15 protein-coding genes are annotated in these 14,791 nt (G+C 69.3%); 10 read left to right on the top strand and 5 right to left on the bottom strand.

Annotated features, from left to right (window positions below):
- Positions 1 to 19: 19 nt before the first annotated feature.
- Positions 20 to 262, bottom strand: coding sequence for a S8 family serine peptidase (locus tag ABZT04_RS17690; protein ID WP_356057432.1), 243 nt, complete (start codon positions 260 to 262; stop codon positions 20 to 22).
- On the opposite strand from ABZT04_RS17690, the gene ABZT04_RS17685 reads away from it, so the two are divergent.
- Positions 244 to 1,194 carry a lytic polysaccharide monooxygenase gene (locus tag ABZT04_RS17685; RefSeq protein ID WP_356057430.1) on the top strand — a complete coding sequence of 317 codons (951 nt, stop codon included), beginning with the start codon at positions 244 to 246 and terminating at the stop codon, positions 1,192 to 1,194. The genes ABZT04_RS17690 and ABZT04_RS17685 overlap by 19 nt on opposite strands.
- Before the next feature lie 53 nt (positions 1,195 to 1,247).
- On the opposite strand, the gene ABZT04_RS17680 is transcribed toward ABZT04_RS17685, so the two are convergent.
- Positions 1,248 to 1,901: a Tat pathway signal sequence domain protein gene (locus ABZT04_RS17680; protein ID WP_356057428.1), complete on the bottom strand. Its 654-nt coding sequence runs from the start codon at positions 1,899 to 1,901 to the stop codon at positions 1,248 to 1,250.
- 687 nt (positions 1,902 to 2,588) lie between these two features.
- Between ABZT04_RS17680 and ABZT04_RS17675 the strand changes: the two genes are divergently transcribed.
- Together ABZT04_RS17675 and ABZT04_RS17670 are read left to right on the top strand one after the other, a co-directional pair.
- Positions 2,589 to 3,272, top strand: coding sequence for a DUF6230 family protein (locus ABZT04_RS17675; RefSeq protein WP_356057426.1), 684 nt, complete (start codon positions 2,589 to 2,591; stop codon positions 3,270 to 3,272).
- Entirely contained in the window at positions 3,272 to 3,712 is a 441-nt protein-coding gene (locus tag ABZT04_RS17670) for a DUF6114 domain-containing protein (protein WP_356057424.1), read from the top strand. Before ABZT04_RS17675 ends, ABZT04_RS17670 begins: the two co-directional genes overlap by 1 nt.
- Before the next feature lie 42 nt (positions 3,713 to 3,754).
- Here ABZT04_RS17670 and tatA read toward each other — a convergent pair whose 3' ends face one another.
- Positions 3,755 to 3,967, bottom strand: coding sequence for a Sec-independent protein translocase subunit TatA (gene tatA, locus ABZT04_RS17665; protein WP_356057422.1), 213 nt, complete (start codon positions 3,965 to 3,967; stop codon positions 3,755 to 3,757).
- 383 nt (positions 3,968 to 4,350) lie between these two features.
- Here tatA and ABZT04_RS17660 point away from each other — a divergent pair, with 383 nt between their 5' ends.
- From ABZT04_RS17660 to ABZT04_RS17640, 5 genes are read left to right on the top strand one after another with little or no spacing between them, the layout of a single operon-like run.
- Complete coding sequence (locus ABZT04_RS17660) at positions 4,351 to 5,370, top strand: substrate-binding domain-containing protein (RefSeq protein ID WP_356057420.1); 1,020 nt, start codon at positions 4,351 to 4,353, stop codon at positions 5,368 to 5,370.
- Between the two features lie 39 nt (positions 5,371 to 5,409).
- Entirely contained in the window at positions 5,410 to 7,752 is a 2,343-nt protein-coding gene (locus tag ABZT04_RS17655) for a nitrate- and nitrite sensing domain-containing protein (protein ID WP_356057418.1), read from the top strand.
- A gap of 11 nt (positions 7,753 to 7,763) precedes the next feature.
- Positions 7,764 to 8,195: a roadblock/LC7 domain-containing protein gene (locus ABZT04_RS17650; protein WP_356057416.1), complete on the top strand. Its 432-nt coding sequence runs from the start codon at positions 7,764 to 7,766 to the stop codon at positions 8,193 to 8,195.
- A gap of 1 nt (position 8,196) precedes the next feature.
- A complete protein-coding gene (locus ABZT04_RS17645; protein ID WP_356057414.1) occupies positions 8,197 to 8,556 on the top strand; it encodes a DUF742 domain-containing protein in 360 nt (119 codons plus the stop codon).
- Entirely contained in the window at positions 8,543 to 9,160 is a 618-nt protein-coding gene (locus tag ABZT04_RS17640; RefSeq protein ID WP_356057412.1) for an ATP/GTP-binding protein, read from the top strand. Before ABZT04_RS17645 ends, ABZT04_RS17640 begins: the two co-directional genes overlap by 14 nt.
- Here ABZT04_RS17640 and ABZT04_RS17635 read toward each other — a convergent pair.
- Both ABZT04_RS17635 and ABZT04_RS17630 read right to left on the bottom strand, forming a co-directional pair.
- Complete coding sequence (locus tag ABZT04_RS17635; RefSeq protein ID WP_356057409.1) at positions 9,141 to 10,649, bottom strand: M81 family metallopeptidase; 1,509 nt, start codon at positions 10,647 to 10,649, stop codon at positions 9,141 to 9,143. The two genes, ABZT04_RS17640 and ABZT04_RS17635, sit on opposite strands and share 20 nt — an antisense overlap.
- A 14-nt stretch (positions 10,650 to 10,663) precedes the next feature.
- Positions 10,664 to 11,860, bottom strand: a complete 1,197-nt coding sequence (locus ABZT04_RS17630; protein WP_356057407.1) for an ROK family transcriptional regulator — start codon at positions 11,858 to 11,860, stop codon at positions 10,664 to 10,666.
- A gap of 181 nt (positions 11,861 to 12,041) precedes the next feature.
- Between ABZT04_RS17630 and ABZT04_RS17625 the strand changes: the two genes are divergently transcribed.
- Entirely contained in the window at positions 12,042 to 13,799 is a 1,758-nt protein-coding gene (locus ABZT04_RS17625; protein WP_356057405.1) for a peptide ABC transporter substrate-binding protein, read from the top strand.
- Between the two features lie 3 nt (positions 13,800 to 13,802).
- A complete protein-coding gene (locus tag ABZT04_RS17620) occupies positions 13,803 to 14,762 on the top strand; it encodes an ABC transporter permease (RefSeq protein ID WP_356057403.1) in 960 nt (319 codons plus the stop codon).
- The last annotated feature ends 29 nt before the right edge of the window (positions 14,763 to 14,791 follow it).

The following is a 14,791-nucleotide window of genomic DNA, read 5'->3' as shown; positions in this document are numbered from 1 at the left end:
GCGAGGGGCACACCCGCATTTACGGGTCAGTCAGTCTGTTTCTGTGGATTGCCTGTGAGGCCGGGCGGGCCGTGGTGAGCGAGGGGTTCGCCGATTTCACGAGCGCGACCAGGTCGGCGATGTGCGGGGTGGCCATGCTGGTGCCCCGGTTCACGGTGGTGGCGGAGCGGACTGAACGCGTGGGGCCCGGCGGCCGTATGACACGAACAGACCGTTGCCGCGCCGGCCGAGGAGACGTTCCGGATGTCCCGGATGACCGCACATCGCACCGCCATGGCGGCCGCCGCCATGGCCCCGCTGCTGCTCACCGTGTGGGCGGCGGGTCCGGCGCAGGCGCACGGGGCGCCGACCTATCCGGTCAGCCGGGTGTACGCCTGCTCGCCCCAGGGCGGGAGCCAGGCCAAGTCGGCGGCGTGCGAGGCGGCCGTCGCGGCGAACGGGGCGCCCTTCACCTACTGGGACAACCTGCGTGTCCCGGACGTCAACGGCCGTGACCGGCAGGTGATTCCGGACGGGAAGCTGTGCAGCGGCGGCCTGCCGGACTACAAGGGGCTGGACCTCGCCCGTACCGACTGGCCGTCGACGCGGCTGACTCCGGGGGCGAAGCTGACGATGACGTACGCGTCGACGATCGCGCACACCGGCACGTTCAAGTTGTATCTGACGAAGGCCGGTTACGACCCCTCGAAGCCGCTCACCTGGTCCGAACTGGCGACCCAGCCGTTCGCCGAGGTGAAGGACCCGCCGCTGACCGGCGGCGCGTACCGCATCAAGGCGACGCTGCCGACCGGCCGTACCGGCCGCCAACTGATCTACACCATCTGGCAGAACAGCAGCACCGAGGACACCTACTACTCGTGCTCTGACGTGGTGTTCCCCGGCGGCGGCACCGCTTCTTCGTCCTCTTCGGCGGGGGCGGACGGTTCGAAGGGGAAGACGGCGAGTCCGTCGTCGTCCGCGTCCGCGGTCAAGTCCCCTACGGCCGCGAGCCCTTCGGCCAAGGCCCGGGAATCCGCTACGGCGCAGAAGGCGTCCCCGGCCGAGGAGAGCACCGCACCGGGCAGCAGCCCGGTGGCGTCCAGTACCGACGCCGCTTCGGGCGGCCCTTCGGCGCCCATGGTGGCGGGCGGCGCCGCCGCGGTGCTGGTGCTCATCGGGGGCGCCGCCCTGGCCCTGCGACTGCGTCGACGCTGAACTCGACTGCTCGGCAGCTCGACAGCTCGACGCGAACAGGCCCTGCCTGGTGCTTAGTTGACGTAGACCGGCGCGCCACCGTCGGTCACCGGGGCGTACTTCGCGGTGAAGTAGCCCGCGCTGAAGCACAGCGACGAGCCGGAGACCTTGGTGAAGGCCTGGCTGGTGAAGTTGATGCTGTTGTCGGTGTTGCTCGACGTGCCGGTCAGGCTGGGCGCCTGGTAGACGCAGGTGATGCTGCCGAGCAGGGTGGTCAGCTTGACCGTGGTCTGGATGGTGGAGCCGCTGGCCGGGGTGACGGTCAGGGTGCCGTCCGAGGCGACCGCGGTGCTGTAGGGCAGGTTGTCGACCGTGATGCTGCTGACGCCGGTCACGCCGAGGACGTTGCTCGTGCAGCTACTGCTGTCGAAGCTCTGCCCGGACACGGACTCGGTGGCGGTGCCCGGCGCGGTCGGGTTGTCGGTGACGGTCGCGGTGAACGTCGACGAGGTGCACTTGACGCCGCTGGTGCCCGTCGCGCTGGAGTACAGGGTGGCGCTGGTGCCGGACGCCAGGGGCGCGGTCAGCACATCGCCGACGGCGACGGCCGTACCGCCGAGGCTGCCGGTGGTGAGCACGGGGGTGTCGGCCGCCGAGGCGGAGACGGTGAAGGGGAGGGTGAGCGCGGCGACGGAGCCGACGAGGGTGAGGACGGTGCGAGTACGCATGCGGGTGTACCTCTTCTTTCGAAATTCTTTCGGACGTGGAGGACCGAACCGAGGGGTTCGTCCGAAGTGGGGGAACGGGGGGATGGGGGTTGGGGGGCGCGAGTCGCCGCCGCCGGCCCGTGACGCCTTCTCCGTACGTGACGGGCCGGCAACGGCGGCCGGCCGGTGAACCGGCCGGAGGCCCGCGGGGGTTGGGGGTCTCCGGCCGGGCCGGGCGGTGGGGCGGACGGCACGGACCAGGGGGGAAGCGGCCGTGCCGGGCCGCGGGGTTCGGACTCTGGGGGCGGTGAAGTGCCCCTGCGGAAAGGGAAGTCCGGGAACGCGGCTCGTGCCGCGTGCCGGATCCGGCGCCACGGATCCGGCAAACAAGGGAGAGTTGTAGACCTGAGTGTCTGTCAACGTCAAGACGTGCAGGGCAAGTTGATGTACAAGTCGAGGCTCGACGGGACCGTCGGAAAGCCTTGCCCTACAGGTGGTCCATCATCAACACTCTTTTTTCACAACTCCCTTGACCCTCGAATGTAACCCCCGGTAACTTCCTCGACGGCTACTGCTGCGTAACCTGAAAGCCCTTGCACCCGCCGGGAGTTGTGGGGAGGGATGCGCCGCACCCGCTGTCCGCGCCAGGACAACGCGCCACTTGGATACCGACCCGCGTTGAACCAGAGCAGCACATTGGGAGCAGACATGGCTTCACCCTCGGACGCCAACCCGTCCAACGGAAACACCCCTGAGCAGCCGGAAAGCGCTTCCGCACCCGAAACCGCAGAGGCTCCCGAAAGACGCGGTCAGGTCCGACTGCGTCGTGCCGCGATCATGGCGGTGCCGGCCACGCTGGTCGCCGCGACCCTCGCGGTGCTCACCGCCCAGGGCGCCCTCGGGGTGCAGTTCTCCATCTCGGGCATGCCGTTCACGGTCACCGCCAAGTCGATGGACGGCACCGGCTTCGAGCAGTTCGGTGACCTCGACAACATGATCCCGAACAGCCCGAACGCGGGCGACACCGGCGGCCAGGAACTGATCATCACCTCCGCCATCAAGAACGCCACGCTCGACAGCCTGTGCCAGAGCGTCGACCTCGGCGGCATCAACCTGCTCATCAAGGCGGGCAGCGGGGCGACGAAGGTGACGGCGACCGACCTGACCACCGACTCGACGGAGATGTCGGGCAACGCGTCCTTCAACAACATCGAGATCGGCAACGACGCCAGCACGCTCACCAAGGCGGGGGTCCAGGGCAAGAAGGGTGTCTTCAGCCAGCAGGCCGACACCGTGCACATCGACAATCTGCGGCAGACCAACTACGCGACCACGGCGGGTGTGTTCAAGCTGCCGGGCCTCAAGCTCAGCTTCAGCGACACGGGTTGCTGATGTCGGAGAACCTGCCACAGCAGGGGAGAGGGCCCGCCTTCCGGCGCTGGCGGGCCCGCCGTCCGTTCTGGGGCGGGCTGTTGCTCGCCCTGGGCGGGGCGGAGATCCTGCTCACGGAGAAGGTGTCGCTGAAGGTCGCGATGCACATCGGGATGCAGGGCATGACCGGCTATCTGCTCCCGGTGATGATGCTCCTGTGCGGACTGCTGATCCTCTTCAGCCCGGGCCAGCGGCTCTTCTACTCGATCGTCGGGATCCTCTGCTCCCTGGGCAGCTGGCTCACCTCGAACCTCGGCGGCTTCTTCATCGGGCTGCTGCTGGGCATCGTGGGCAGCTGCATGGCGTTCGGCTGGCTGCCGGACCAGGAGCCGCGGGCGGAGCGCCGACGCCGTAAGCGCGAGGCGAAGTCGGCCACGAAGTCGCTCCAGCAGCAGGCCTGACCCGTCACATCGGCCCCGGCGACAGCCGGGGCTCGACGCGCCTCAGGGGGCTGTGGTGGGCGGCTCCGCGGGGGTGCTCACCCGGGGCTCCGCCACGTTGCCCTCCTCCTTCATGGCCTTCGCCTCGCTCTTGAGGATGCGCATCGACTTGCCCAGCCCGCGCGCGGCCTCCGGCAGCTTCTTCGAGCCGAACAGCAGGATGACCATGATCGCCACGATCAGCAGGTGCCAGGGTTCCAGTCCGTTGCGGAGCATGGTCTCGCCCTCTCTTCCCAGGATTCTTCCCGGACAACAGTTGCTACGTTGCGCAACTGTACAACTCAGGAGTGGATCGCAGACTCCTTGGGGGCCGGAACTTCTTCGTTCAGCGACGGGGACATCGCGATGTACGGAGCGGTGGTCCGCATGCCATAACCACCGGTCCTCCCGCACTTCACCTCGTTAACTTCCGTACGACGTCGAGATGATCACAATGCGGCAGCAACAACTCACTCCATGTCGCTGCTCACTTGACTACCAGCGGTCACACGCGATTGGCTCCGGCCAGCGGGAGTCTCCCGGTCGGCGCACCTCATACGGCTCCGGGCGCACTCTCCCCGTACTCAAGCTCGGCCGCACAGCGAGGTGCCGCACCGCTCATGACCACTCCTCCCCCACCTCACACCCCCTTCCGGCGCATACGCCGCACGGCGCCGGCCGCCGCCGTCGCGGTCTGTCTGCTGCTCGCCGGCTGCTCAGCGACCGGTGGTTCCGAGGCCGGTTCCGACGCGGGCGCGGCCGGTGCCGCGGTCACCGGCCGGCTCAAGATCGCCCTGGTCACCCACGCGAGCCAGGGCGACGACTTCTGGGTGCTGGTGAAGAAGGGCGCCGAGGCCGCGGCCGCCAAGGACGACATCGAACTGACCTACACGAGCGACCCCGACGCCACCGGGCAGGCGGAGCTGGTGCGGGACGCTATCCGGGACGGTGTCGACGGCATCGCGCTGACCCTCGCCAAGCCGGACGCGATGAAGGCGCCGATCGCCCAGGCCAAGGCCTCGGACATCCCCGTGGTCGGCCTCAACTCCGGTATCGACTCCTGGCAGTCGGACGGCATCCTGGAGTTCTTCGGGCAGGACGAGAGTGTCGCGGGCCGCGCCGTCGGCGAGAAACTGGACGCCCTCAAGGCCAAGCACGCCCTGTGCGTGATCCACGAGCGGGGCAATGTCGCCCTGGAGGCGCGCTGCGCGGGCGTGAAGAAGTCGTTCACCGGCGAGACCGACATGCTCTATGTGGACGGCACCGACATGAACGCCGTGTCCGCGGCGGTCACGGACCGGCTGAAGCAGGACCCCGGCATCGACGAAGTGGTCATGCTGGGCGCCGACTTCGCACTGACCGCGGTCAAGTCCGTGAAGGCGGCGGGCAGCAGGGCCAAGGTCGCGACCTTCGACCTCAACCAGGACCTGGTCAAGGACGTGCAGAACGGCAGCGTGCAGTTCGCGGTCGATCAACAGCCGTATCTGCAGGGCTATCTGGCCGTGGACGCGTTGTATCTGTACAAGACCAACGGCAACATCAGTGGCGGCGGGGTGGCTCCCGTGCTCACCGGCCCCGCGTTCGTGACGAGGACGAACGTCGGCTCGGTCGCGAGGTTCGCGGCCAACGGAACGCGCTGACCGGACACTTCGTACGAGGATGTAGCGAGGACGACCACGATGTCTCCACGGACAGGTGCCCGGCGCCGCGTCGGTTCCATACGTCTATCCCTGATCCTGCTCGCCCTGGTCCCCAGCATCACGCTGGCCGCCATGTGGGGCCTCACGACGACCCAGATGTTCGCGGAGGGCCTGCGGCTGCGGTCGCAGACGGAGCTGAGCAGATCGACCGGCGCCATGGGCACCGAGGCGGCGCTCGCGCTCCAGCAGGAGCGCAGTCTGTCGGCGGCGTGGCTGGCCTCGCCGCACGGGTCCCGGGCCGCGCTGGACGCGCAGCGTGTGAAGACGGACAAGGCGGTGGCCCAACTCGTGGGCCAGTCAGGCGCGATCAAGAAGGCGCCCGCCCGTATCAAGGACCGGCTGTACTCGGTCGTCGCGTCGGTGGACAGCCTGGAGTACTACCGGGGCCAGGTGGACAACCCCACCGACATCACCGCCCAGCAGGTGCTGGACCAGTTCACCGCGATCATCGACGACCAGATCCAGGCGTTCCAGCAACTGTCCCAGGTCGACGACGGCGACCTCACCTCGCAGGCGGAACCCCTCGTCGCCCTGGAGCACGGGGCCGAGCTGGTCTCCCAGGAGGACGCGCAACTGACCTTGGCCTGGCCCTCCGGGCATGTCGACGACAGGACGTGGGAGCAGTTCGCGGAGCTGGTGCACGCCCGCCGCTGGCTGGTCCAGGACCAGATCGCCACCGCGTTCCAGGGCAGCGCCAAGACGCAGATCGAGCAGGTGCTGCAGAGCCGGGAGTGGAGCACCCTGGAGTCCGTGGAGGACAGGGTGCTCGCGGCCGGTACGGCGCACGGCGGCACCGCCGACCGGATCGCGCTCCCCGATGCGCAGAAGCAGTGGAACGCCGCGCTGGCCGAAGTGGGTGCCCAGTACACGACGTTGATCAGACAGCAGACGGACGGACTCCTCGACCGCAGCTCCGCCAAGGCGCACCGCCTGCTGGTCACCGCCGCCTCCCTGAGCGCGGGCGGACTCGCCGCCCTGCTGCTGTGCGTCGGCATGTCGTGGCGGATCACCCGCTCCCTGTCCAGGCGGCTGCGCGGTCTGAAGATGGCCACCTTGAGCTTGGCCGAGGACCGACTGCCCGACGTGGTCGCCCGGTTGAACCGGGGCGAGAAGATCGACGTGGAGTCGGCGACCCCGCCGCTGGACTACGGCGGCGACGAACTCGGCCAGGTGGCACAGGCGTTCAACACCGCGCAGCGCACCGCCGTGCACACCGCGGTCGAACTCGCCGACACCCGGCGGGGTTTCCAGAAGGTCATCCTCGGCATCGCCCGGCAGAGCCAGAACCTGGTCAACCTCCAGCTCACCAAACTGGACGCGCTGGAACGCCGGCACGACGATCCCGAGGTGCTGCGCGGCCTCTACGAACTGGACTCCACCGCCAGCCAGTTGCGCCGCTACGAGGAGAACCTCGTCGTCATCAGCGGCGAGCAGCCCCGCCGCAGTTGGACCGAGCCGGTCGCCCTGATCGACATCCTGCGCAGTGCCGTCGGCGAGGTCGCCGAGTACCAGCGGGTGGAGGTGCACACCGAGGAGGAGGTGTGCCTGGCGCCGCCGGCCGTCGCCGACGTGATCCATCTGCTGGCAGAGCTGATCGACAACGCGACCGTGTACTCCCCAGCGCCCAGCCCCGTCGGGGTGCGGGCCGCGATGGTCGCCAAGGGTCTGGTGATCGAGGTCGAGGACCGTGGGCTCGGCATGTCCGAGGAGGACTACGCCTCGCTCAACGAACAGCTCGCCGTGGCCCCGAAGTTCGACGTCGTCGCCCTCGCCGACGACCTGCGGCTCGGCATGTTCGTGATCGCCCGGCTCGCCACCCGGCACAGCATCACGGTGACACTGCGCCCCTCGCCGTACGGCGGCACCACCGCGATCGTGCTGATCCCGCACGAGATCGTCGTACCCGAGACCGCCGACGAGCCCGCCTCCGGCGCCTCGAAGGCCGCCGACGCCCACGAGGCCGTCGTAGCCGAGCGAGCCGCCGAGAGGCCGGAGCCCGCGCCCGAGGCCCGACCCGTCATCCCTCCTGCGCGCTCCCCCGAGCCCGCGGTGAGCGCCGGTCCCAACGGGCTTGACGGGCTTGCCCCCTTGCCTCGGCGGGTGCCGCAGACCAGTCTGGCCAGCGAGTTGCGGGAAGAGGCCGGGGCGGTCGAAGAGGACGGAGAGCTGGAAGACTTCACCGCGGAACGGGCCGCCTCCTCGCTCGCCGGGTTCCAGCGCGGCACGTTCCAGGCACGGGACGCCATCGACGACGACGCGCCACCGCAGTACGACCGGGAGGAAGCTGCGGCCTCCTCGACTCCGCCCGCCGACCGCTCATGAAGGACTCCGCCATGACACGTCCTGTCCCCGCCACGCACACCCAGCTCGACCAGTTGCTCACCGGACTCGTGGACCGGGTGGCCGAGGTGAACCAGGCCGTCGTGCTGTCCGAGGACGGCCTGGTCGTCAGCAAGTCCACCGGGTTCCTGCGCGACGACGCCGAGCGGCTCGCGGCCACCGCCTCCGGACTGATGAGCCTCAGCAAGGGCGTCAGCATGGACTTCCGGGGCGGTCCGGTGCGCCAGGCGCTGATCGAGATGGCGAACAGCTATCTGATCCTCACCGCGGCGGGCCCCGGCGCCCATCTGGTCGTGCTGACCGGTCCGGGCGCGGACGTCGGGGTCGTGGCGTACCAGATGAACATGCTGGTGAAGAAGATAGGCGAGCATCTCAGCGCCGCGCCGCGGGCGGGCGTCGGCCCCGTGGCCGGCTCCGGCGAGTGAGGTGAACGGTGGCGACGCGGCGGGGCGGCTCGTACGGCCGTTCACGCTGACCGGTGGCAGAACCCGGCCCAGCCGCGCCGATTTCACCCTCATCACCACGGTGACCGCGGTCGAGCCGGTGCCCGCGCGGGCGCCCCGGCCGCAGCCGGAGCAGTCCCGCATCCTGCGGCTGTGCGCCGAGCCGCTGGCGGTGGCGGAGGTCGCCGCCCTTGTCGACCTTCCGGTGAGCGTGGTAGTGATCATGCTCTGCGATCTGCTGGAGGCGGGTCTGATCACGGCCCGTCCGCCGCACCCGGTCTCCCGTACCAGCCCGGACATGGACCTGCTGCAGAAAGTGAGGGAGGGCCTTGACCGGCTCTGACACCATCGCTCCGGCACCCGCGCCGCCCGAGACGGTCAAGATCCTGATCGCGGGGGGCTTCGGTGTCGGCAAGACCACCATGGTCGGCTCGGTGAGCGAGATCGCGCCGCTGCGCACCGAGGAACCGCTGACCGTGGCGGGCCTCGCCGTCGACGACCTCGACGGCATCGAGGAGAAACGGGCCACCACCGTGGCCCTGGACTTCGGCCGGATCACCATCGGCCAGGACCTGGTGCTGTATCTGTTCGGCACCCCGGGCCAGCAGCGGTTCTGGTTCATGTGGAACGACCTGGCGCTCGGCGCCCTGGGCGCGGTGGTCCTGATCGACGTGCGCCGCCCGAAGTCGAGCTTCGCGGCCGTCGACTTCTTCGAGCGCCGGGGCATCCCGTTCGTGGTGGGGGTGAACGGCTTCTACGGCGAACACCCGTACCCGGCGGAGGCGGTCCGCGACGCGCTGGCGCTCCCGGAGAACGTCCGGGTGCTGCTGTGCGACGCCCGGGAGCGCGACTCGTGCCGGAACGTACTGATCGCCCTGCTCGACCAGTTGATCGCCGCCGCCGTCGAGGACGGCAGGGGCGGGAAGCTCACTCCTCCGCCCCGGTGAGCGGCACGTCCGAGGACGCGATGATCCGGGCCGTGAGGTCCGGCTCCGCCATGTCCCGGTCGAAGGGGAACATCGGCCGCCGGATGCGGTGGTGGCCGAGCCTTGCGAGGTCCTGGTCGACGCCGCCCGGGGTGAGGGCCATCTTCCAGTCGGCGGCCATGGCGAAGAGTTCGGGTTCGAGATAGCCGATCTTGACGAGCACGAGATCGGCGGAGCGCGGGTCCAACTCCAGGTCGGTGAAGTCGTGTTCGTGGTGGTACGGCTTGCGCAGCCGGGTCAGGACCACATACACGCTGCCCACCTTGAGCACCACCTCGGTCCCCGCGTCCCGGTCCCCGTGCCGGATGGAGTGCACGACACCCGTGAGGCTGAGCGGGCCGGCGTGCCGGTCGTCGACCTCGGCGCCGGCCGTGACGGTGACGGTGGCGCCGACCCCGGCGCGCTCGGCGGCGGCTACGGCGGCCGGTCCGGGCAGCGAGGCGTAGATGACCGTAGGCCCGTCGGGGTCCTTGAACTCCGGGCGTTCCAGGACGTGTTGCAGTCCCCAGGTGACATCGCCCGCGCCGCCCGCGGTCGGGTTGTCGCCGGTGTCGCTGATGAAGTACGGGCGGGCGGTGGAGGCGAGGGCCTCGTCGAGGCACTCGTCGAGGGTGCCGGTGGGCGCGACGAACGCGAAGTCGTGCCGGGCGTCCCAGAAGCCGCGCGCCAACCGCTCGGCGCCGACGGTGACTTGGGCGGCGGAGTGTCCCGTGACGACGACGACGGCCCGGTTGCGGGGTTCGTCGGCCCACGCGTAACCGACCCAGATCGCCGCGTCGACGACCCCTTCGGCCGCCTCCACGTCCGCCACCGCCGCGTAGACGCTCTTCGCGGGTTCGATACGGGTCGAGGTCTGCTCCCCCGCGAGCAGCACCGGCACCGGGATCCAGGCCTTGACCGGGCGGGGCGCGCCGCTCGCCAGGAGGTCGACGAGGTTGCGGGCGGCGCGCTCCTTGGTGTCCATGGCGTCCTCGTGCGGGGCCATGCGGTAGCAGGTGATGAGGTCGCTCTGGTGGACCAGTTCGCGGGAGACGTTGCCGTGCAGGTCCATGGAGGTCGACACGAGGGTGTCCGGGCCGACGGTCTCGCGGATGCGGGCGAGCAGGAGGGCCTCGGCGTCGTCGATCCCCTCGACGGTCATCGCGCCGTGGATGTCGTACCAGAGGCCGTCCAGGGGGCCCAACTCGCTTAGCCGCTCGATGAGTTCGGCGGAGAGTTCGGCGTACGCGGCGGCCGTCACCGTGCCGCCGGGCAGCGCCTTGCCGACCAGTGCGCCGCGCCAGTCGGCGGCCTCGCGGAGGGGGGTGCCTTCGGCGAGGAAGGGGTAGCGGGTGAGGACGGCCGCACCGTGCTGGGGGTGGAAGGCGGGGGCTTCGGTGCGGGCCGGGGAGAAGGTCGAGGACTCGATGCCCAGGCCTGCGATGGCGATGACGGGACGGGGAACTGACATGGCTCCTCCGGAGATCAGGATTGGTGGGTACCGGTGACCGTGTGCAGCGCGTGGGCAAGGGCCCGTTGCAGAGCGAACTGGCCCGCGCCCACCAGCCCCGCGTCCGCGCCCAGGCTCGCGCGCTCGATCGCCAGGTGTTCGGTGACCAGGGGGTGGCAGCCCTCGTAGAGCTGGCTGCGGACGGCCGCGACGAAGGGTTCGAGGGTGGAGAGGATGCCGCCGAGGTAGACGGCGTCGGGGTTGAAGAAGTTGACGTTGGCGGCGAGGACCTGGCCGAGGTAGCGGCCGGCCTGGCGGACCGCGCGGGTCGCCTCGGGGTCGGCGTCGGTGGCCAGTCGTACGACGTCCTCGGTGGACGTGACGTCGAGGCCGTGCCCGCGCAGGATGCGCACGAGGGCGGCGCCGGAGGCGACGGTCTCCAGGCAGCCGGTGTTGCCGCACGAGCAGGGGATGTCGTGGGCGGCCTCGACGCGGACGTGGGTGATCTCGCCCGCCGCACCGGTGCCGCCGCGGTAGAGGCGGCCGTCGGCGATGACTCCGGCGCCGATCGCCGTGCCCGTCTTGACCATGATCGACTGACGGCGTCCGGCGGGCTGCACGGTGTGCTCGCCGACGGCCATGCAGTTGGCGTCGTTCTCGATGGCCGCCGGGACGCCGAACCGGTCCTCCAGCCAGGCCCGGACGGGGAAGCGGTTCCAGCCCGGCATCCGGGAGGGGAGGGTCACGACACCGCTCACGACGTCGACCGGGCCCGGCAGCGAGAGGCCGACCCCGCGCAGCAGTTCCGGCCCGCGCCGCTCGGCGAGGCCCTGGAGGGTGTCGGCGAGACCCGGCAGCGCCGCCTCCGGGCCGTCCGCCGTAGGGAAGGGCACGGTCGACACCTCGGTGAGCCCGCCGCCCGGCAGGACGACCCCCACGTGCGCGTGTTTGCCGCCGAGTTCGGCCGCGACCGCGAACCCGTCGCTGCCGCCCAGCCGCAGCACCTTGCGCGGCCGGCCGCCGGTGGACGAGCGGGTGCCGTGCTCGGCGACCAGGCCCAGGGACACCAACTGGCCCACGGCGAGGGAGATCGTCGAGGGCGCGGCGCCGAGCAGTTCGGCGAGTTCGGTGCGGGTGGCGGCCTGCCCGGAGGCGAGCAGTTCGAGGACGTGCTCGGCCAGGGAGGAGACGCCCGAGGTGCCCTTGCGGCGGTGCGCGCTTTTTTCAGGCATGAAGGAAGTTACTTCCGGATCGGGTGAGCGAGGCGTCGAGCGTAAGTCACCCGAACAGCCCTCCGGCTTTTTTCAGAACGGCAGTAACAGGCTTTTTACAGCGGCACGCCTGTTTCTTCGACCACGGGGGTCGTTGACTGTCCTCACCCCCGCCTCCGCCCCTCTTTTTCCGAGGAGAGCCATGTCCCCTGTTCGCACGAGACTCCTCACGGGTGCCTCCCTGACCACGGCCGCGCTGCTGCTCGCGGGCTGTTCCGGGTCGAGCGGTACGTCGTCCTCCGGGTCGCACGACTCGATCGACTACGCGCTGCCCGCGAACTTCACCCCGAACTGGATCCTGCCGATCGGCACGGCCGCGCACCTCAACACCAACAACATCTCCATCGCGAACTCGCTGTGGGAGCCGCTCATCGCCTACGACGGCTCGACCGGCAGCATGGGCTGGAACAAGAAGGGCTCGGTGGCCACCGCCGCCGACTTCGCGGCCGACAACAAGAGCGTCACGATCACCCTGGGCGACCGGCACTGGAGTGACGGCAAGCCGATCACGTCCGCCGACGTGAAGTTCTGGTTCGACCTCATCAAGGCCAACAAGGCGCAGTGGGCGGGCTACAACCCGGGCAAGGCGCCGGACAACTGGACGTCCTTCAAGAGCGTGGACACCCGCCACTTCACGATCACCTTCGACAAGGCCTACAACCCGCAGTGGATGCTGGCCAACGAGCTGAGCCAGATCAGTCCGCTCCCCCAGCACGTGTGGGACAAGGCCGGGGACGCCAAGCAGGACTGGACCTACCTCAACAACGCGGCGAAGAACATCAACGGCTATGCCACGAACGCCCTGTGGAAGACGGTCAGCGGCCCGTACACCGTGAAGTCCTTCTCCACGGCCGGCAAGGTCGTCCTGGCCGCCAACCCGAAGTACGACGGCGGCGAGAAGCCCGGCATCCCCACCGTGAACCTCCTCCCCTTCACCACGGCGGACGCCGAGAAGAACGCGCTGCGCTCCGGGAGCGTCGACTACGGCTACATCGAGGCGACCGACCTCGACCAGAAGGCGAGCTTCACCGCGCAGGGCTACACCGTGAAGCCGTGGTCGGGCTGGGCGATCACCTACATGCCGTACAACTTCAACAACCCTGCCATGGGCGCCGTGTTCAAGCAGCTCTACGCCCGGCAGGCCGTCCAGCGCTCCATCGACCAGGCCGGTCTGGCGAAGGTCATCTTCAACGGGACGGCGGTGCCCGGATACGGACCGGTCCCGCAGGCGCAGAGTTCGTCGTTCCTGTCGGCCACGCAGAAGAGCGACCCGTATCCGTTCTCCACATCGGCCGCCAAGTCCCTGCTCACCGGCCATGGTTGGGCCGAGCAGGGTGGGGTGATGACCTGCACGAGCCCGGGGACCGGGGCCGCCCAGTGCGGTGAAGGGGTCGCCAAGGGCACCAAGTTCCAGATGCAGGTGCTGTCGCAGTCCGGTTCGACGGTGACCGACAACATGATGAGCGCGATCCAGTCCTCGCTGGCGAAGACCGGCATCAAGTTCTCCATCAAGACCGCGCCGGTCAACTCCGTGCTGTCGCAGACCCCGCAGTGCACGGCCTCGCAGTCGATCTGCAAGTGGCAGCTCTCCTTCTTCGGTACGGCCGGCAGTTGGTACTTCCCGGCCTTCCCGACCGGCGACTCCCTGTTCCAGTCCAAGGGCGGCGCGAACTTCGGCAACTACTCCAATGCCGACGTCGACAAGCTCATCTCGGCGTCCACCACGTCGAGTTCGACCCAGGCGATCCAGGACTACAGCGCGGCCCTCGCCAAGGACCTCCCGGTGATCTGGCTGCCCGAGCCCGACTACCAGATCTCCGTGGTGAAGAGCGGCCTCGGCGGCTTCTCCCAGGACCCCCTCGCCAACTTCCACCCCGCACAGTGGAAGTGGACGAGCTGAGGCATGGACACCCTCCTGTACCTGACCCGGCGGATCGCCCAGGCGCTGGTCGTGATCCTCATCGTGACGGTCGTGGTGTTCGGTCTGCTGCACGCACTGCCCGGCGGCCCCGCACGCGGGATCCTCGGCCCGCAGGCCACCCCGCAGCAGATCACCCTGTTCAACCACGACCAGGGCCTCGACCGGCCGCTGCCCGTCCAATACCTGTACTACCTGCGGCAGTTGCTGCACGGCGACTTCGGCACGTCGTACACCCTCAACGAGGCGGTGTCCCAGCTCATCGAGCAACGGCTCCCGAAGACACTGGTGTTGACCGTGCTGTCGGCCGTCGTCGGGCTGCTGCTCGCCCTTCCGCTGGGCATGTGGCAGGCGGTCCGGCGCAACAAGCCGGCCGACTACGTCATCACGACCCTGAGTTTCGTGGCGTACTCGACTCCCGTGTACTTCCTGGGACTTGTGCTGGTGCTGGTCTTCACCCAGATGCTGCGGTGGTTCCCGTCGCAGGCACCGCAGGGCGACACGGTGGCCCAAGTCTTCCAGGATCCCGTGGCGTTGGTGCTGCCCGTGGTGACGGGGGCGGCTTCGATGGTCGCCGTGTTCAGCCGGTACATGCGGGCGGCGACGCTGGAGAACCTCTCCGAGGACTACGTGCGGACGGCTCGGGCGGGGGGTTCGCGGCAGCGGGCGATTCTCTTCAGGCATGTGTTCCGGAACTCGTTGACGCCGGTGATCGCGATGCTGGGGTACTACGTGCCGGTGCTGTTCGGCGGGGCGCTGGTTGTCGAGCAGCTCTTCAACTACCCCGGGATGGGGCTGTTGTTCTGGAGTGCGGCTCAGTCGTCCGACTATCCGGTGTTGTTGGGGTGCGTGTTGGTGATCTCTGTGGCGACTGTGGTGGGGACGTTGCTTGCGGATGTTGTTCAGCGGGTTGTGGATCCTCGGGTCAAGGAAGGTCGGACGTGAGTGTTCAAAGTGCGGGCCGGTTGGAGCCG

Source organism: Streptomyces sp. NPDC005492 (assembly GCF_040605995.1).
Lineage (GTDB): Bacteria > Actinomycetota > Actinomycetes > Streptomycetales > Streptomycetaceae > Streptomyces.
Note: the sequence above shows the minus strand (reverse complement) of the source record. Positions and strands in the feature narration are given on the sequence as shown.